The organism is Nitrincola tapanii, from assembly GCF_008368715.1.
Lineage (GTDB): Bacteria > Pseudomonadota > Gammaproteobacteria > Pseudomonadales > Balneatricaceae > Nitrincola > Nitrincola tapanii.
On record NZ_SMRS01000005.1, the window covers coordinates 177882 to 196409 of the forward strand.

Here is an 18528-nt window from a genome sequence, read left to right on the forward strand (position 1 = left end):
TGAGTGAAAACGCCTTCTCCTATACGTTTATTGTCGGCGCAACTGGCGAACCAGATAGCGGCCGGTGAGGTCGTTGAACGACCGGCATCTGTTGTTAAAGAACTTCTGGAAAATAGCTTAGATGCGGGAGCCACCCGGATTGATCTTGAGGTGGAACAGGGCGGCGTACGTCTGATTCGCCTGCGTGATAACGGTGTGGGGATCGCGCGTGAAGATTTGGCCTTGGCGCTGAGCCGGCATGCGACCTCAAAAATACAGGTATTGGATGACCTGGAAGCGGTGAGCAGTTTGGGATTTCGGGGTGAAGCGCTGGCCAGTATCAGTTCTGTGGCACGCTTAACCTTGACCTCGCGCACGCCTGAGCAGTCGGAGGCTTGGTCAGTGCGAGTCGAGGGGCGAGATATGGAACCCAGCCTTCAGCCTGCTGCTCATCCCCAGGGCACCAGTGTTGAGGTTAAAGACCTGTTTTTTAATACCCCAGCACGGCGGAAGTTCTTAAAAACGGAAAAAACTGAGTTTGCTCATCTCGAGGAGGTGGTCAAACGTTTAGCACTGAGCCGTTTTGATGTGGGGTTTTCGTTGATGCATAACGGTAAAACACTCTATCAGCTCAAACCTGCGCTGACTGAGATGGAGAAGGAGCGCCGTCTGTCTCAGTTATTGGGTGGGCACTTCCTAGAACATGCGCTGGTGATTGATATGCAGGCGGAGGCTTCAGGATTGCGCCTGTCGGGTTGGATGAGTCGTCCCACACATTCACGCAGTCAGCCCGATCAACAGTATTTTTTTGTGAATGGTCGGATTATTCGTGACAAGGTGGTAAACCACGCGGTGCGTCAAGCCTATCAAGATGTTTTGTTTAATGGCCGACATCCTGCCTTTGTGCTGTTTTTTGAACTGGACCCGGCGACCGTGGATGTGAATGTGCACCCGACCAAGCATGAGGTGCGTTTTCGTGAGAGCCGCTTGGTACATGACTTTATTTACCGTTCATTGTATCGCGTGATTGCAGATCTGCGGCCGCAGGATCAGGTGGTGTCTGCGAGTCTGCCGCTGCAAACCTTGCCTGGAGCGTCCCTAGATAGTCCTGTCTCCGCGCCGACATCGATGCCGATTCAGCAGCAGCCGATGCGTTTTGCCGCTTTGAATTCGAGTTCGGCGTCTGAGCCACGCAGTGGCCAGGCAGTGCATGAACAGATTCAGCGTTATGCGCAGCTTTACCCGAGTACAGCCTCTGTGACGCAAAGTGCTGAAGTGACGGTGAGTGCTGAGATCCCGCCATTAGGATTTGCTTTGGCACAACTCCACGGGATCTATATTTTGGCGCAAAATGCACAGGGCCTGATTTTGGTAGATATGCATGCAGCACATGAGCGCATCGTTTATGAGCGGATGAAGCAGCGTTTGGTCAATGAACGCTTGCGCAGTCAGCCTTTGTTGGTGCCTTTGAGTCTTCAGGTCAGCGCGACGGAAGTTGAGCTGGCGGAGCAGCATCAGCCACTCTTTCAGCGTTTGGGATTTCAGTTGGCTGTTTTGGGTGAAGAGACGCTTGCTGTGCGTGAGGTGCCGGTTTACTTGGCACACTCTGATATAGACGCTTTGCTGCGCGATGTGCTCTCTGATCTGCGCGAACAGGGCCAAAGTTTGCGTATTGAGCAACACATCGATGCTCTTTTGGGGACTTTGGCTTGCCACGCGGCGGTACGCGCCAATCGGCAGCTGACGCAGGCGGAAATGAATGCTTTGCTGCGCGATATGGAATCGACTGAACGCAGTGGTCAATGTAATCATGGTCGCCCGACTTGGGTGGCGGTGAGTTTGTCTGAGCTGGATAAGCTTTTTTTACGAGGACAGTAGGTGTCAAACCAGGAAAAACCGCTCGCCATTTTTTTGATGGGCCCTACCGCATCTGGGAAAACCGATCTGGCCCTCGCGCTGGCCGATCATCTGCCAGTGGACCTGATCAGTGTTGATTCGGCTCTTGTTTATCGAGATATGGATATTGGCACAGCAAAACCGGATGCGCAGACGCTTGCGGCCTATCCACATGCCTTAATTGATATTCGTGATCCCAGCGAGACTTATTCGGCCGCTGATTTTTGTCAGGATGCTCAGGGCTTGATCCAGAAAACGCTGGCGCAAGGGCGTATCCCGCTCTTAGTGGGCGGTACTATGATGTATTTCAATGCCTTGCAGCAGGGGATGGCTGATCTACCCCAGGCAGATGCCCAGGTCAGACAAACTTTGTTGGATAAAGCGGAACAAGAAGGTGATGCGCAGGTCTATGCTGAGCTGCAAGCGGTCGATGCGATGACTGCGCAGCGCTTGCAGCCAAGTGATCGTCAACGTGTGCATCGAGCTTTAGAGGTTTATTATTTAACCGGCATCCCTCTGAGTCAGCATTTTGCTCAGCAGCAAGAGCAGACATTGCCTTTTCGAGTTCTTGCGCTGGGTTTGTTGCCGGATAACAGAGCCTGGTTGCATCAGCGTATTGAACAGCGCTTTGATCTGATGCTCGAGCAGGGATTCGAAGAGGAGGTCAAACACTTGTATCAGCGCGGAGATTTGCATCTGGGGATGCCCTCTATTCGTTGCGTAGGTTATCGCCAGATGTGGCAGTATTTGCAGGGTGAACTGAGTTTCGATGAAATGCGCTATAAGGGAATCGTCGCGACTCGGCAATTGGCGAAGCGACAGTATACTTGGTTGCGAGGTTGGCCAGAATTGCAGGTTTTGCAGGGCAGTCCTGAGAATAACCTGAAGAACGCCTTGCAGTTAGTCTAGGCAGGCGTTGTATAATAAAATGGATTGTGCTTAAAAAAGACGACTTTAGTCTTAGGGTGAAAACGCTGAGTGCAATTCGACAACAATTATATTAACTGACTGATTTTTTCAGTGAAGGAGTTAGCAATGTCAAAAGGGCAATCGTTACAAGACCCTTATCTGAACGTACTGCGCAAGGAGCGGGTTCCGGTTTCCATCTTTTTGGTGAACGGTATCAAACTGCAAGGACAGATTGAATCCTTCGATCAGTTCGTCATACTGCTGAAAAATACAGTAAGTCAGATGGTCTATAAGCATGCCATCTCTACCGTTGTGCCATCGCGTCCGGTTAAATTGCCGATGCCGGAAGATAAACCTGAAGAGTGAGTAGTCTGATTGTTTTTTGATCGCCCCGAGTCTGGTGAACGTGCCATCCTGGTACATATTGATCTGGCCTCGGAGGCCAATTCTGAAAACCCGCGTGAACTCGAAGAGCTTGCTTTATCGGCAGGCGCTGATCCGGTTTGTTTTTTAACAGGTAGCCGCTCAGATCCAAGTCCAAAATTTTTTCTAGGTAAAGGAAAGGTCGAGGAGTTGGCTGAGTTGGTGCGCCTGTATGAAGCGGAAGTAGTGATCTTTAATCACGCCCTAAGCCCAGCGCAAGAGCGCAATCTGGAGCGCGAGATTCAGTGTCGTGTGCTCGATCGTACCGGTTTGATCCTAGATATATTTGCTCAGCGTGCGCGCACCCATGAGGGTAAGCTGCAGGTCGAGTTGGCTCAGCTTGAGCATATGTCGACGCGTTTGGTACGCGGTTGGACGCACTTAGAGCGTCAGAAGGGGGGCATAGGTCTGCGCGGCCCCGGTGAGACTCAGCTGGAAACCGACCGTCGTTTATTGCGTGCGCGGATTAAAGCGATTCTGAAACGTTTAGATAAAGTGCGTAAGCAGCGTGATCAGGGACGACGTGCGCGTAAGCGCGCTGAAGTGCCGACTGTATCTCTGGTTGGTTACACCAACGCAGGTAAGTCGACGCTGTTTAATAGTCTGACGTCAGCTCAGGTGTATGCGGCTGATCAGCTGTTTGCAACGCTCGATCCCACGCTGCGCAAAATACAGCTCGATGACGCAGGGCCTGCAATTCTGGCCGATACTGTGGGCTTTATTCGCCATTTACCGCATAAATTGGTTGAGGCTTTTCGAGCGACTCTACAGGAAACATCTGAGGCGACCTTGCTTTTGCATGTGATCGATGCAGCAGATGAAGAGCGTCAAGAGCATATCGAACAGGTGAATGATGTCCTAACTGAAATCGGTGCGGATGAAATTCCTTGTTTGCTGGTCTACAACAAAATTGATCTGTTGGAAGGTTTGGCGCCGCGTATCGATCGCGATGATCAGGGAATTCCGGAACGTGTTTGGTTGTCTGCGCACACCGGCGCTGGAACCGAGTTGCTCTTACAGGCAATTAACGAGCGTCTGGCAGAGGATGTGTTTGAGGATACCTTGCATCTAGGTCCGTCTGATGGCTCCTTAAGAGCGCAGCTTTATGCACGTCAGGCTGTGGTAAATGAACACTTTGATGAAGATGGGCGTATCTCATTGCATGTGCGCTTGCAGACAAAAGACTTCCGTCAACTATTGAGTCGATTGCAGATTCCTTCGGAACGATATTTGCCTGCTGTGGTCGATTTCGACTAGCAGTTGCAAGGGGCGTTTGCGCTCCCTAAAATTTCACCCCTAAAAATTGATAAGCGGAGAGCACTATGGCCTGGAATGAGCCTGGCGGGAATGGCAAAAACCATGACCCCTGGAGTGGCGGCGGTGACAAAAATCCCGGCGGTGGTAAACGTGGTGGCGAACAGGGTCCACCGGACCTAGATGAGGCGTTACAAAAGCTTCAGGATCGTCTGAATGGCCTATTTGGTGGCAAGGGTTCTGGTGGTAGCTCAGGTGGCGCTTCAGGTGGCCACAAGGGTAGCTTCAGTTTGGTCGGTATCGTTGCGGTCTTGGCCTTAGTGGTCTGGGGCGCGATGGGCTTTTACACCGTCGATCAACAAGAGCGTGGTGTCGTGTTGCGCTTAGGTAAATTCCATTCAACGGTCAATCCGGGTCTGCAGTGGAATCCGCCTCTGATCGATGAGGTGACCAAGGTGAATGTCACACGTGTGCGTATTCACGATCACCGTGCTTTGATGCTGACCGAAGATGAGAACATCGTAGATGTGGATATCAGTGTGCAGTATATCGCTGAAAATCCAGAGTTCTTTATGCTGCGTGTGCGCAGTCCTGAAGAGAGTTTAGCTCAGGCGTCGGAAGCGGCCTTGCGTCAGGTAGTCGGCGGATCAGAAATGAACTCGATTCTGACAGAAGGGCGTCAGGTGATGGCGATTGCTGTACAAGAGCGCCTGCAGCGTCACATGGATACCTATGAAACGGGTCTTCGTATCGCAGGTGTGAACGTGCGAAATGCCCAGGCACCGAGCCAGGTTCAGGATGCATTTGATGATGTGATCAAAGCGCGTGAGGATGAACAGCGTTCTAAGAACGAAGCTGAAGCCTATGCCAACAGTGTGGTACCTGAAGCACGTGGTATCGCTCAGCGTATGCTGGAAGAGTCCAACGCTTATCGTGAAGAAGTGGTGGCACGTGCCAACGGTGAAAGTCAGCGTTTCTTAGCCTTGCTGTCTGAGTACAAAACTCAGCCGGAAGTGATGCGCGAGCGTCTCTATATCGACATGATGCAGGCTGTCTTGTCTAACAACCCGAAAGTGTTGATGGATATGGAAGGTGGCAACAACATGATGTTCCTGCCTTTGGATAAACTGATGGAAGGTCGTGCAAGCAATCCAGCCGCCGGTAGCAGTCGTTCTAGTAGTGATGCGAACCTGCGTCAGCTCAATGATCAGATGGCCGATCAGTTGCGTTCACGCAGTTCACAGCCCAGTAATCTGAGGGAGGGTCGATAAATGAAACCTAATTCAGTTGTGGTGCTGATCGTTGCTCTGATTGCTGTCTGGTTAGTATCTGAAAGTGTATATATCGTGAAGGAAACCGAGCGTGCGGTAAAACTGCGCTTTGGTGAAATTGTTGAACCGGATATTCAGCCGGGTCTGCACTTTAAGATTCCTTTTGTGAATACGGTGCGTAAGTTCGAAGCGCGTTTGATTACGATGGACTCACGTCCGCAGGCTTTCTTAACCTTGGAAGCTAAGCGTTTGATCGTGGACTCCTTCATCAAATGGCGTATCAAGGACGTTGAACGTTACTACACCGCGACCTCAGGGGATGAGAATCGTGCCAACAGCCTGCTGGCATCTCGTATCGAAACTAATCTGCGTAACCAGTTTGGTGAGCGTACCTTAAACCAAGTGGTTTCTGGTGAGCGTGAAGAGTTGATGGATCGCGTGAATCGCAGTCTGAGCCAGGTGGCGGAGCGTGAGTTGGGGATTGAGATCGTTGATATCCGTATCAAGCGAATTGACCTGCCAACAGAAGTTTCGGCTTCGGTTTATGATCGTATGCGTTCTGAGCGTCTGCGTTTGGCGCGTGAGCTACGAGCGCGTGGTTTGGAACTGGCAGAAGGGATTCGTGCGGATGCGGATCGTCAAAGAACCGTTATCACCGCAAATGCCTTTAGTGCTGCGGAAATTATTCGAGGTGAAGGTGATGCAGAGGCGGCAGCGATCTACGCGCAGGCTTTTGGTCAAGACCCTGAATTCTATTCCTTCTTCCGTAGCCTAAACGCTTATCGTGAAGCCTTCCGAGGTACGGGCGATGTGCTGGTGTTGGAACCTAATAGCGAATTCTTCCGCTATTTAAAGGATCCGATCCGACGTTAAGCCCTGAGCATAAAAGCAGGTGCCCAAGCGGCCTGCTTTTATGCTAAAATCGCGTAACCGGGTTGAGCCCGGTTTTTTTGTGACAAGAGGAATCGTGCATGGCGTTGGCCGATAGATGGTTGCTGCCCGAAGGTATCAAAGAGCTTCTACCTCCAGAAGCACGACAGGCGGAGTTGATGCGTCGTCGTTTGCTGGATTTGTACAACACTTGGGGCTATGACCTGGTCATGCCGCCATTGGTAGAGCATCTGGAGTCCCTGTTGACAGGAACCGGCCATGATCTCGATCTGAATACGTTTAAACTGACAGATCGTATGAGTGGGCACACCTTGGGTGTGCGTGCCGATATTACGCCGCAAGTGGCGCGTATCGATGCGCACCGTTTGCGTACACAAGGGCCAAGCCGCTTATGTTATTGCGGTTCTGTGCTGCATACTCATCCAGCCAATATGCTCGCCAGCCGTAATCCGTTGCAGATTGGTGCGGAGTTGTATGGGCATGCGGGTGTTGAGAGTGACGCTGAAGTCATCTCTTTGATGCTTGAAACCCTTCTCTCGGTTGGTATTCAAGGGTCTTTAACCCTTGATCTAGGCCATGTCGGTGTTTTTCGCGCCTTAACTCGGCGTGCCGGTTTGAGTGGTGAGCAGAGGAGTGCGTTTATCGATCTTCTGCAGCGTAAGGCTTTGCCGGAAATTACGCCCTTTGTCGCAGGATTAGGGTTGGATGCACAGTTGAGTGCTCAGCTCATCCAGTTAGCGCGCCTAAACGGTACGCTGGCGTGTTTGGATGAGGCCTTAGAACTGTTCTGTGATACACCGGAAGCGGTCGCTGCAATCAAATACCTGCAAGCGCTGGCTGCGCGTTTGGCGCAGCGCCATCCCGGTTTGGGCTTTTATTTTGATTTATCTGAGCTGCGCGGCTATCACTATCATACGGGTGTGGTGTTTGCGGCTTATACGCCTGCTTACGGGCAAGCCTTGGCAAAAGGCGGTCGTTACGACGAGATAGGCCAGGATTTTGGTCGTGCACGTCCTGCGACCGGCTTTAGTGCCGACCTGAATACTCTTTTGGATGTTGCCGGCCTGCGTGCCGAATTGGAATCCGCAGTTTTGGCGCCCGATCAGCAGGATGCGTCTTTGCAAGCTAAAATCACTGAGCTGCGCAATCAAGGTCAGCGTGTGATTCAGGCTTTGGATAATGAAACGCTGCCAGCCGGTTGTGATCGCCGATTGGTATTACGCAATCAGGAGTGGGTTCTTGCCCCTCTTTGATCCGTTTAACTCTTATTTAATAAGCACTTGAGACAGCAATGGGTAAGAACGTCGTTGTACTGGGCACCCAGTGGGGTGATGAAGGAAAAGGCAAGATCGTAGATCTGCTCACCGAAAAAATTGCAGCCGTCGTGCGCTTCCAGGGCGGCCACAACGCGGGTCATACACTGGTGATCGATGGTAAGAAAACCGTCCTCCACTTGATTCCCTCAGGTATTTTGCGTGAAAACGTGCTGTGTCTGATTGGTAATGGTGTGGTTCTGTCTCCTGAGGCCTTGCTGAAAGAGATCGCGCAGCTGGAAAGTAACGGTATTCCAGTCAGTGAGCGTTTGCGTTTGAGTCCGGCTTGTCCGCTGATTCTGCCATGTCATGTGGCCTTGGATCAGGCGCGAGAACTGGCGCGTGGTAATGCCAAGATTGGTACCACAGGGCGCGGAATAGGTCCGGCCTATGAAGACAAAGTGGCTCGCCGTGGTTTACGTCTGGGGGATATTCGTGATCCTCAGCGTTTTGCGACCAAGTTAAAAGAGGTGATCGCTTATCACAACTTTATGCTGCAGGAATACTACAAAGTTGATCCCGTCGACTTTGATCAGGTTTTGGCTGAATGCATGAAGATGGCTGAAACCTTGCTACCGATGATCGCTGATGTGACAGCTATTCTGCATGATCTGCGTCGCCAGGGTGCCAGCATCATGTTTGAAGGCGCGCAAGGTTCTCTGTTGGATATCGACCACGGTACCTATCCTTATGTGACCTCTTCGAATACCACTGCTGGCGGTACTTCCACAGGTAGCGGTTTTGGTCCCTTATATCTGGATTATATTCTCGGTATTACCAAGGCCTACACTACACGTGTAGGGGGTGGTCCTTTCCCGACTGAGTTACATTGTGATACGGGTAAGCGTTTGGCTGAGCGGGGTCATGAGTTTGGTTCAACCACAGGGCGTGCACGTCGTTGTGGGTGGTTTGATGCGGTGGCGCTGCGTCATGCGATCGAGATCAACTCAATATCCGGTATCTGTTTGACTAAGCTGGATGTTTTGGACGGCCTGGATGAAATCAATATCTGTATCGGTTATCAGGATCAGCAGGGTCAGCCTTTGACTTCTTTGAGTGGTAGCGAAGATTACGAAGCAGTGGTGCCTGTATATGAAACGGTACCTGGCTGGCAGGAATCTACGATCGGTGCACAGTCACTTGAAGCGCTGCCTGAAAATGCCCGTGCCTATATCCGTCGTTTGGAAGAGTTAATGGCCACACCTGTGGATATTATTTCGACAGGTCCAGACCGTAACGAAACGATCGTTCTGCGCGATCCGTTTAACTGATTTGATCAATCGAGTGGCTCGGCCCGATTGCTGAATATCAGCAGTCGGGTTCGCAGTCAGATTCGCAGTCAGATTCTGAACCGCACTGTTTAGATGATAGAAAGTTTCTGATCAAGACAGTATTGGATTCAGCGCATACGAGTCTAGGCAAAGATTACGCACAAAAAAGCCCCGGTTCACTCTGCTTGGCAGAGCTTCCCGGGGCTTTTTTGTTGATTTTTTTCTGGATTAAAGCAGGGGCTGCAGTGTTTTGAGCAGAGCTTTAAAGATTTTCGGATTACCTGCGACCAGTTGGCCTGTTCTCAGATGCTGGTTGCCACCACGGAAATCACCAACTAAACCGCCGGCTTCTTGAATCAGTAAAATGCCTGCTTCTTGTTCCCATTCGTTTAATCCGGCCTGGAAAAAACCATCGAGGCGACCGGCTGCGGTATAGGCTAAATCCAAAAGCGTTGAGCCGCTGCTGAAGGTGTTGCCTGAGCTCTGAATGACTTCTGCAATCATGCGCTGATGCTGGGCAAAGACTTCTTGCTGGCCTCGGCGGTGGTGATAACCACTCGCAATCAGAGCGCCATTTAAGTTTTTCAGGGGGCTGACGCGCAAGCGACGACCATTGAGTTGTGCGCCGTTACCGCGACTGGCTGTGAACTCTTCGCCGGTGATCGGGTTGATGATGAGGGCGTGCTCAAGGCGCCCTTGAATACGGCCGGTTAAGCTAAGTGCAAAAATCGGCAGGCCATTTGAGAAGTTTTCTAGGCTGTCGAGCGGATTGATTTGCCACTCGCAAGGGTTGGGGCCTTCGCCAATCGCCTTGTGTAATCCACTGAATTCGCCGCGCAGCGTGTGGTGCGGATAGGCCTTTTGCAGGGTGTGGACGATGGTGCGTTCTGCAGCAGTGCAGGTTTCCGCAATAAATTCGGCAACGCCGCTTTGTTCAGATTTAATCAGATCCAAGCGCTCCACGGCGCGAGTGACCTGTTCCCCGGCAAGACGGGCAGCACGAAGTGCGATATTAACTATCGGTTGCATCAGTAGACGTCCACAAATTGTTCAAGAGCAAACGCATATTATACTGAACTGCTGAGGTGTTATCCATGAATGCACCTTAAATTCAATATCTGCTACTATTACCGACTTTATTTTTGCCGGTTCCGAGGCAGTATGCTCGAAAATATACGCATAGTTCTGGTTAATACCACGCACCCAGGCAATATTGGGGCGGTGGCGCGTGCGATGAAAAACATGGGCCTCAGTGATTTGTGTCTGGTGGCGCCCAAGCTCTTCCCACATGAAGAGGCGGTGGCACGTGCGTCCGGTGCAACAGATATTCTAGAAGCGGCCCATCAAGTGGATTGCTTGGAGCAAGCGATTGCCGATTGTGATCTGGTGGTAGGGACGAGTGCTCGCGGGCGCCATATACCTTGGCCGCTGTTATCGCCACGCGAATTAGGTGGTGTGGCGACGAGCTTGCAGCCCGGAAAGCGCTTGGCGGTCGTTTTTGGTCGTGAAGACCGGGGGCTGACGAATGAAGAGCTGCATCTTTGTCATCATCACGTCCATATTCCCACTAATCCTGAATTTAGCTCTTTAAATGTGGCCGCTGCTGTTCAGGTGATTGCCTATGAGTTGCGTGTTGCGTTGGTGGAGCAGGTGACGACACAACCACCACAATGGGGCGCGCAGTGGGACATAGATCTAGCCAATTCCGACGAGTTAGAGCGTATGTTTGCGCACTGGGAAAAAACACTCGTGGCAACAGAGTTTCTTGATCCAGAGAATCCACGTCAACTAATGGCGCGACTGCGTCGCTTATTTTTGCGAGCCTTGCCCGACAAGGTAGAAGTGAATGTGATGCGGGGTTTCTTGCGAACCGTGGATGAGAAGCTTGCGGCCAGTCAGAGTGCGCAGTCTAAGGGAGGTCAAGCCGATGTTTGAGCGTATGCGTGAAGATATTCGCTCCGTTTACCATCGTGATCCAGCAGCCCGCAACGCCTTTGAAATCATGACGGCCTATCCAGGTCTGCACGCTGTCTGGTGGCATCGCTTGGCGCATGCTCTTTGGTTACGTGGTTTTAAGTGGCTGGCGCGAATGGTCGCTAATCTGTCACGTCTGATGACCGGCATTGAAATACATCCGGGTGCCCAAATTGGTCGACGTTTTTTTATCGATCATGGGATGGGAGTCGTGATCGGTGAAACCGCAGTCGTTGGTGACGATGTTACGCTTTACCATGGTGTGACCCTGGGGGGAACTAGTTGGAACAAGGGTAAGCGTCATCCAACACTAGAAGATGGTGTGGTGTGTGGTGCGGGCGCCAAAATACTGGGGCCGATCACCATTTCAGCGGGCGCGCGCGTCGGCTCCAATGCCGTGGTGACTAAGGATGTGCCTGCGGGGGCAACCGTTATCGGGATTCCAGGGCGTGTGGTGAAACGTAGTGAAGAGCCGAGCGAGGCGCAGTGTGAAGAGGTACGTCGTAAGATGGCGGATAAGGTCGGTTTTGATGCCTATGCAGTGAGTAGTGAGGTGTCCGACCCCGTTGCACATGCTATCCGCTGCTTATTGGATCACCTACACGCGATGGATAAAAAGGTCGATACGATGAGTCAGGTGTTGTGTCAGTTGCGTCCTGAGTATTGTGATGAGCGCTTGCCCAAATTGAAAGATGAGGACTTCGAAGCGGCGGTAGATGAAGTGAGTGATCCGGCCCCAGAAACTGATGCGTTGGTGGCACGATCTGAAAAGGTTGAGTAAGTTAGTAGGTTAAATAGTTGACTGTTTTTATCGGGTTTAGCATAATTCCCTTTCTAAGCTTGTGCGATCTAAGAGGTGAGTGATGCGATTAACAACCAAAGGACGTTACGCAGTGACGGCGATGCTCGATCTGGCCTTGCATGAAGGCAAGGGGCCTATCAGTCTTGCAGATATATCTGAGCGACAGGGGATCTCTCTGTCTTATCTTGAACAGCTTTTTGCCCGTTTGCGTCGTAATGACCTTGTGTCCAGCGTGCGTGGTCCAGGCGGTGGCTATCAATTAAAGCGCAGTCAGGCTGAAATCAGTGTGGCTGAAGTCGTCGACGCGGTGAATGAAACAGTGGATGCCACGGGCTGTAATAGTCGTGGTGACTGTCAAAGTGGTGAAGTCTGCCTGACACATCATCTTTGGTGTGATTTGAGTAAGCAGATTCACAATTTTTTAAGTGGAATCACCCTGGCAGATCTTGTGCAACGCCAGGATGTGAAGCGCGTAGCGAGTCGTCAAGATCAACGCCATCTTGAGCAGATGATTGCCAGCAGCCGTGAACCTAATCTTAAAGTCGCGAACGGTGTGGGCTAAGCGCCTCGGGAAAATAAGAACGTAAGGCTATGATTAAACGCCCCATTTACCTTGATTATGCCGCAACAACGCCGGTCGATCCGGTGGTAGCTGATGCCATGATGGCTTGCCTAACGTTGGATGGCAACTTTGCTAATCCTGCGTCACGCTCACATCTTTATGGTTGGAAAGCTGAAGAGGCGGTTGAGCTGGGTCGTCAACAAGTTGCCGATCTGATTGCTGCGGATCCACGTGAGATCGTTTGGACCTCGGGTGCGACAGAAGCGAATAATCTGGCCATTAAGGGTATCGCCCAAGCGCATGCAAAACGTGGCCGCCACCTCATCACCTCAAAGATTGAACACAAAGCGGTCCTGGATTGTTTTCGTTATCTGGAAACTCAGGGTTTTGAAGTGACCTGGCTGCAGCCGGATGCCGAGGGTGTGATCGCGGTGTCGCAGTTAGAGGCGGCTTGGCGTGAAGACACTCTGTTAGTGTCCTTGATGCATGTGAACAATGAGCTGGGTAGCATCAATGATATAGCAGAGCTTGGCGCTTGGTGTCGTCAACGTGGTGTCTTTTTTCATGTGGATGCGGCACAAAGTTTTGGCAAGTTGGCGATCGATCTGCGAGAGCTGCCGGTTGATCTAATGTCTTTCTCCGCCCATAAAATCTATGGCCCTAAGGGTGTTGGAGCACTTTATGTTCGTCAACAGCCGCGTGTGCGCTTAGAGGCGCAGATACATGGTGGTGGTCATGAGCGTGGTATGCGCTCAGGGACTTTACCCACGCATCAGATCGTGGGGATGGGAAAAGCGGCACAGATTGCCGGCCAAGTCAGGGTGGAGGAGCAGGCACGGATTGCCGCTTTGCGTCACAGGTTTTGGGCGGGTATCCGTGATCTGGCGGCCGTGCGCTTAAATGCCGCAGAAGACAAAGTGTTGCCTGGAATCTTGAACCTTGCGGTGGCCGGTTGTGAAGGTGAGCATCTATTGATGGCGCTGAATCAGTTGGCCCTGTCTACCGGTTCGGCCTGTACATCGGCCAGCCTGGAACCAAGTTATGTGTTACGTGCCATTGGACTGGATGATGCCCTAGCACATGCTTCTTTGCGTATGAGTTTTGGGCGTTTTACAACGGAAGAAGAGATAGATTTTGCGATCACCCATTTTCGTCAAGTGGTGACGCAGCTTAGCCGTGTCACGGCTTGAGCGAAGCATTTAAGAGCAGGGGTAGGGTTATGTCTGAACAGGTAGAAAAATTAATCAGGAAAGAGTACTCAGCCGGTTTCCATACCGACATAGAGTCCGAAACTTTGCCACCTGGTCTCAATGAAGAGGTCATACGTTTTATTTCAGCTAAAAAAGGTGAGCCGGAGTGGTTGCTGGAGTGGCGTTTAAAAGCATTTAAAGTTTGGCAATCGATGCAAGAGCCCGATTGGGCGCATGTGACTTACCCTAAGATCGATTTTCAGGCCATCTCCTATTATTCGGCACCAAAAAGCTTAGCGGATCGTCCCAAAAGCCTGGATGAAGTGGATCCCGATTTGATCGAAACTTACAACAAGTTGGGTATCCCTCTGCATGAGCAGGAGATGCTGGCCGGTGTTGCGGTGGATGCTGTATTTGATTCGGTTTCTGTGGTCACAACCTTCCGTGAAAAGCTGGAAGAGGCGGGTGTTATCTTCTGCCCGATCAGCGAAGCTGTGCACAAGTATCCTGATCTGGTGAAAAAATATCTGGGTTCCGTGGTGCCTCAGCGTGATAACTATTATGCCGCCTTGAACTCTGCTGTCTTCTCAGATGGTTCGTTTGTTTACATCCCCAAAGGGGTGCGCTCACCCATGGAGCTGTCGACCTATTTCCGTATCAATGAAATGAACACGGGACAGTTTGAGCGTACTTTGATTATTGCGGATGAAGGTGCTTACGTCAGTTATCTAGAGGGCTGTACCGCTCCGCAGCGCGACGAAAATCAGCTGCATGCTGCGGTGGTGGAATTGGTCGCGCTGGATAATGCAGAAATTAAATACTCGACCGTACAGAACTGGTACCCAGGGAATGAAGAAGGTAAGGGTGGCATTTATAACTTCGTGACGAAGCGAGGTATTTGTCATACACGCGCTAAAATCTCCTGGACGCAGGTTGAAACCGGTTCTGCCGTGACCTGGAAGTACCCCAGTTGCATTCTGAAAGGCGATTACAGCATCGGTGAGTTTTACTCCGTGGCGCTGACCAATAACTTCCAGCAGGCCGATACCGGAACCAAGATGATTCATCTCGGTAAACACACCAAATCGACCATCATTTCCAAAGGGATTTCGGCCGGTCAGAGTCAGAATGCCTACCGAGGTTTGGTACGTATGGGACCTACTGCCGAAGGCGCACGTAATTACACGCAGTGTGATTCGCTGCTGATTGGTGATCGTTGTGGTGCGCATACCTTCCCTTATATTGAAAGCGCACACCCGACGGCAGTGGTGGAGCATGAAGCCACCACATCGAAGGTGAGTGATGATCAGATGTTCCTCTGCCAGCAGCGCGGTTTGGATGCCGAAAAAGCAGTCTCTATGATCGTGAATGGTTTCTGCCGAGAGGTGTTTAAGCAATTACCGATGGAGTTTGCGGTGGAAGCCGGCAAATTGCTGGAAGTGAGTCTTGAAGGCTCCGTAGGTTAAGGCCTGCTAACAGATATTTTGAGATGGATAATATTAAGATGTTAAAAATTAAAGACCTGTGTGCAAGCGTTGAAGAGAAAGCGATCCTGCGTAGTCTGAATCTCGAAATTAAGCCGGGTGAAATTCACGCGATCATGGGCCCAAATGGTGCCGGTAAAAGTACCCTGGGTAACGTTTTAGCAGGCCGTCCCGGTTATGAAGTCACCTCGGGTAGTGTGGAACTCAAGGGTCAGGATCTGCTGGAGATGGATCCGGAAGTGCGTGCCCGTGAAGGGTTGTTCTTGGCATTTCAGTATCCAGTCGAAATTCCAGGTGTGAGTAATATGGAACTGCTGAAAGCGGCGGTAGATGCCAAGCGTCAGCATGAAGGCAAGTCTGAACTCTCAGCGATTGAGTTTATGAAGATGGCGCGTGAAGCTTGCAAAGCCGTGAGTCTGGATCAGAGTTTTCTAAAGCGCGGCGTGAACGAAGGCTTCTCCGGTGGTGAGAAAAAGCGTAATGAGATCATGCAGATGATGCTGCTGGAGCCATCGCTTTGTATCTTAGATGAAACCGACTCAGGTCTCGATATTGATGCCTTGCAAGTGGTAGCGAATGGCGTCAATGCCATGCGCAGTGAAGAACGCAGCTTTATTGTGGTCACGCATTATCAGCGTCTACTGGATTATATTGTGCCGGATTTTGTGCACGTTCTGGCGCATGGCCGTATTGTTAAATCCGGTGATAAGTCTTTGGCTTTGGAACTGGAAGCTAAGGGTTACAGCTGGCTTGAACAAGAGGTGCTCTGATGAGTGAATTTCAAATCCAGAGTGTCGCGTTAGCGAGTCAGCAGACCGCTCCCGCTTGGTTGTCTCATTTGCGTCAGCAGCAAACCGAAACTTGGCAGGCAGCCGCTTGGCCTGGTCGTAAGACGGAAGCTTGGCGTTATACCTCGTTGGCACCCTTAGAGAATCAGACTTGGCAGCTGGCACAGGCTTGCAGTGCTGAACTGCCGGATGACCTTGTTTTATCCGATGCGCTGCGTGTTGTCTTTGTGAATGGACACTTCTCGGCACAACTGTCCGATCCACTCCCTCAGGGTGTGACGCCTTTTAGCCGCGCGCAGCCTGAAGAGCAGGTACTTATTCTGGCCGGGCTCAATCAAACCCTGGTGGCAGATAAGCATCTGTTTGCATCCCTCAATGGTGCTTTGCTTAACGATGGTCTTTGGTTGCATCTTGAGCCAGGCCAGCGTTTGGCCCAGCCTATCTATCTTCTGCATCTGCAGACAGCGCAGCAGGAGGGTGAACTGGCTCCTGTGCGCATACTGGTGCAGTTGGGACAGTCTGCTGAAGCCACCTTGCTGGAAGACTACCGTGTCCAGGCACCTGGCATCAGTGCGGTCTCTGCCGTGACAGAGTTGCAGTTGGGTGCGAATGCCTCCTTGCAGCATTATCGTTTGAACCTAGAGGAGGAAAACCATCTTCACCTGGGTTCGGTACATGCCACGCTGGCTGCTGATGCCCGCTTGCAAGGTTTTACCCTAGCCAGCGGAAGTCGCCTTAAGCGTTTAGATTATCACCTACGCCATCTTGGCCAGGGAGCCGATCTGAAACTCCAGGGGATCTATCTGCCCAGGGGTAATCAACGCATCGATTACCATACAGAGGTTGAGCATGTGGTGCCGCATTGCACCACAGATGAAGTGTTTCGTGGTGTGATTGCCGACACGGCAAAGGCCTGTTTTAACGGTCGTATCCATATCCATCCGCAGGCGCAGAAAACCTTGGCTGAAATGAGTAACCGTAATCTACTCACTTCCCCCCGTGCCGAGATCAATACTAAACCGGAGTTGGAAATCTACGCAGATGATGTGAAGTGTGCACATGGTGCCACGGTCAGTCAGCTGAACGATGAAGCACTCTTTTATATGACCAGTCGAGGTATTTCCGCTGCCGAAGCACGTGTGATGCTGAGCTTTGGTTTTGTCAATGAATTGGTAGAGGGTTTGGCACTGGAAGAGCTGCGTGTTTGGTTGCGTCCAAAAATTGCGGCCATTTTTGCTCAGACCTCGTCCTTAACACGGCATCTGATCCATGACTGAGTTAGCGCCCATCGCAAGCCGTTTTGATGTTGAGAAAGTCCGTGCAGACTTTCCCATACTGCATCAAAAAATCAACGGTCAGCCGTTGGTGTATCTGGATAATGGTGCCACCACGCAAAAGCCACAATGTGTGATTGATGCGCTGGTGCATTTTTACAGCTGCGATAACAGCAATGTGCACCGGGGTGCACACACCTTGAGTGATCGTGCGACGGAAAAGTTTGAAGCCGCACGGCAGCGGGTGGCCGATTTTATTGGCTCACCGAGTGCACGGCAGGTGATCTGGACACGTGGTACTACGGAGAGCATCAATCTGGTGGCAGCCAGTTGGGGACGCTCTCAGTTACAAGCAGGGGATCGTATTCTGGTGTCGCAGCTTGAACACCATTCCAATATTGTGCCTTGGCAGCTCATTGCGGCAGAGAAGGGGGCGCAGGTTGAACCTATCCCTCTAACTTCTGCCGGTCAGGTGGATTTGGCGGCTTTTGCACAGATGCTGGATGCGCGCGTGAAAATGGTTTCCGTGGCTCAGGTTTCCAATGCTTTGGGAACCATTAATCCGGTGCAAGAGATGATTACTTTAGCACATCAGGTCGGTGCCAAGGTGATGCTGGATGGTGCTCAAGCTATCAGCCATGGACTGACTCAAGTTCAGGCATTGGGCTGTGATTTTTATGCTTTTTCAGGCCATAAACTCTTTGGTCCGACAGGCATTGGCGTGCTTTGGGGTAAGGCGGAACTGCTCGAAGCCATGCCGCCTTGGATGGGTGGCGGAGAGATGATTGAGAGTGTCAGCTTTGCCGGCACAACCTTTAATCAGATTCCGTTTAAATTTGAAGCCGGTACCCCCAATATTGCCGACGCGATAGGTTTAGCCGCGGCGATCGAATACCTGCAAAGCTTGGATAGTGAAGCGCTTCAAGCACATGAGCAGGATCTACTGGCCTATGCTCAAGCCCGAGCGGCTGAGTGTGCAGGCATGCGGGTGATTGGTACCGCAGCAGAAAAAGTCAGTGTGCTGAGCTTTACCCTGGAAGGAGTGAATCCAGCCGATCTAGGCATGTTGCTCGATCAACAAGGGATTGCCGTACGTACAGGCAGTCATTGTGCTCAACCGGTGATGGAGTTCCTGGGTTTGGCCGAGGGGACAGTGCGCGCCAGTTTCAGCTTCTACAATACGCGTGAAGAGATAGATCGCTTGTTTGCAGCGATTGAGAAAGCGCGTGAATTTCTTCTTTAAGTCT

General features: G+C 51.4%; 17 protein-coding genes. 16 read left to right on the forward strand and 1 reads right to left on the reverse strand.

The window, feature by feature from the left end; all coding sequences use genetic code 11:
* Window positions 1-3 precede the first annotated feature (3 nt).
* The 8 genes from mutL to E1H14_RS08000 all read left to right on the forward strand — a co-directional run bounded on the left by mutL (window position 4) and on the right by E1H14_RS08000 (window position 9207).
* Window positions 4-1857 (forward strand): DNA mismatch repair endonuclease MutL, encoded by a 1854-nt coding sequence (mutL, locus tag E1H14_RS07965; protein ID WP_149390923.1) that lies wholly within the window; start codon window positions 4-6, stop codon window positions 1855-1857.
* A complete protein-coding gene (gene miaA / locus E1H14_RS07970) occupies window positions 1858-2784 on the forward strand; it encodes a tRNA (adenosine(37)-N6)-dimethylallyltransferase MiaA (protein ID WP_149390924.1) in 927 nt (308 codons plus the stop codon).
* 126 nt (window positions 2785-2910) lie between these two features.
* Window positions 2911-3150: an RNA chaperone Hfq gene (gene hfq, locus E1H14_RS07975; protein WP_149390925.1), complete on the forward strand. Its 240-nt coding sequence runs from the start codon at window positions 2911-2913 to the stop codon at window positions 3148-3150.
* A gap of 9 nt (window positions 3151-3159) precedes the next feature.
* Window positions 3160-4464 (forward strand): ribosome rescue GTPase HflX, encoded by a 1305-nt coding sequence (hflX, locus tag E1H14_RS07980; protein ID WP_149390926.1) that lies wholly within the window; start codon window positions 3160-3162, stop codon window positions 4462-4464.
* 65 nt (window positions 4465-4529) lie between these two features.
* Window positions 4530-5732 carry an FtsH protease activity modulator HflK gene (hflK, locus tag E1H14_RS07985; protein ID WP_149390927.1) on the forward strand — a complete coding sequence of 401 codons (1203 nt, stop codon included), beginning with the start codon at window positions 4530-4532 and terminating at the stop codon, window positions 5730-5732.
* A complete protein-coding gene (gene hflC / locus E1H14_RS07990; RefSeq protein WP_149390928.1) occupies window positions 5733-6605 on the forward strand; it encodes a protease modulator HflC in 873 nt (290 codons plus the stop codon).
* A gap of 98 nt (window positions 6606-6703) precedes the next feature.
* The gene (locus E1H14_RS07995; RefSeq protein ID WP_149390929.1) at window positions 6704-7876 is read left to right on the forward strand and encodes an ATP phosphoribosyltransferase regulatory subunit; all 1173 of its coding nucleotides are present in this window, start codon (window positions 6704-6706) and stop codon (window positions 7874-7876) included.
* 38 nt (window positions 7877-7914) lie between these two features.
* On the forward strand, window positions 7915-9207 hold the full coding sequence (locus E1H14_RS08000; protein ID WP_149390930.1) for an adenylosuccinate synthase: 1293 nt from the start codon (window positions 7915-7917) through the stop codon (window positions 9205-9207).
* Between the two features lie 228 nt (window positions 9208-9435).
* Here E1H14_RS08000 and E1H14_RS08005 read toward each other — a convergent pair whose 3' ends face one another.
* Window positions 9436-10236 (reverse strand): inositol monophosphatase family protein, encoded by an 801-nt coding sequence (locus tag E1H14_RS08005; protein ID WP_149390931.1) that lies wholly within the window; start codon window positions 10234-10236, stop codon window positions 9436-9438.
* A 132-nt stretch (window positions 10237-10368) separates the two neighbouring features.
* Here E1H14_RS08005 and trmJ point away from each other — a divergent pair, with 132 nt between their 5' ends.
* The 8 genes from trmJ (at window position 10369) to E1H14_RS08045 (ending at window position 18524) form a co-directional block, all read left to right on the forward strand.
* Window positions 10369-11142, forward strand: a complete 774-nt coding sequence (gene trmJ, locus E1H14_RS08010) for a tRNA (cytosine(32)/uridine(32)-2'-O)-methyltransferase TrmJ (protein ID WP_149390932.1) — start codon at window positions 10369-10371, stop codon at window positions 11140-11142.
* Entirely contained in the window at window positions 11135-11962 is an 828-nt protein-coding gene (gene cysE, locus E1H14_RS08015) for a serine O-acetyltransferase (RefSeq protein WP_235017423.1), read from the forward strand. Before trmJ ends, cysE begins: the two co-directional genes overlap by 8 nt.
* Before the next feature lie 82 nt (window positions 11963-12044).
* Window positions 12045-12545 carry a Fe-S cluster assembly transcriptional regulator IscR gene (gene iscR / locus E1H14_RS08020; RefSeq protein WP_149390934.1) on the forward strand — a complete coding sequence of 167 codons (501 nt, stop codon included), beginning with the start codon at window positions 12045-12047 and terminating at the stop codon, window positions 12543-12545.
* Window positions 12546-12577: 32 nt separating this feature from the next.
* Window positions 12578-13735, forward strand: coding sequence for an IscS subfamily cysteine desulfurase (locus tag E1H14_RS08025; RefSeq protein ID WP_149391007.1), 1158 nt, complete (start codon window positions 12578-12580; stop codon window positions 13733-13735).
* 29 nt (window positions 13736-13764) lie between these two features.
* Window positions 13765-15201 carry a Fe-S cluster assembly protein SufB gene (gene sufB, locus E1H14_RS08030; RefSeq protein ID WP_149390935.1) on the forward strand — a complete coding sequence of 479 codons (1437 nt, stop codon included), beginning with the start codon at window positions 13765-13767 and terminating at the stop codon, window positions 15199-15201.
* A gap of 38 nt (window positions 15202-15239) precedes the next feature.
* Window positions 15240-15989, forward strand: coding sequence for a Fe-S cluster assembly ATPase SufC (sufC, locus tag E1H14_RS08035; RefSeq protein ID WP_149390936.1), 750 nt, complete (start codon window positions 15240-15242; stop codon window positions 15987-15989).
* Window positions 15989-17284 carry a Fe-S cluster assembly protein SufD gene (sufD, locus tag E1H14_RS08040; protein ID WP_149390937.1) on the forward strand — a complete coding sequence of 432 codons (1296 nt, stop codon included), beginning with the start codon at window positions 15989-15991 and terminating at the stop codon, window positions 17282-17284. Before sufC ends, sufD begins: the two co-directional genes overlap by 1 nt.
* Window positions 17277-18524 carry a cysteine desulfurase gene (locus tag E1H14_RS08045; RefSeq protein WP_149390938.1) on the forward strand — a complete coding sequence of 416 codons (1248 nt, stop codon included), beginning with the start codon at window positions 17277-17279 and terminating at the stop codon, window positions 18522-18524. Before sufD ends, E1H14_RS08045 begins: the two co-directional genes overlap by 8 nt.
* Window positions 18525-18528: the final 4 nt, after the last annotated feature.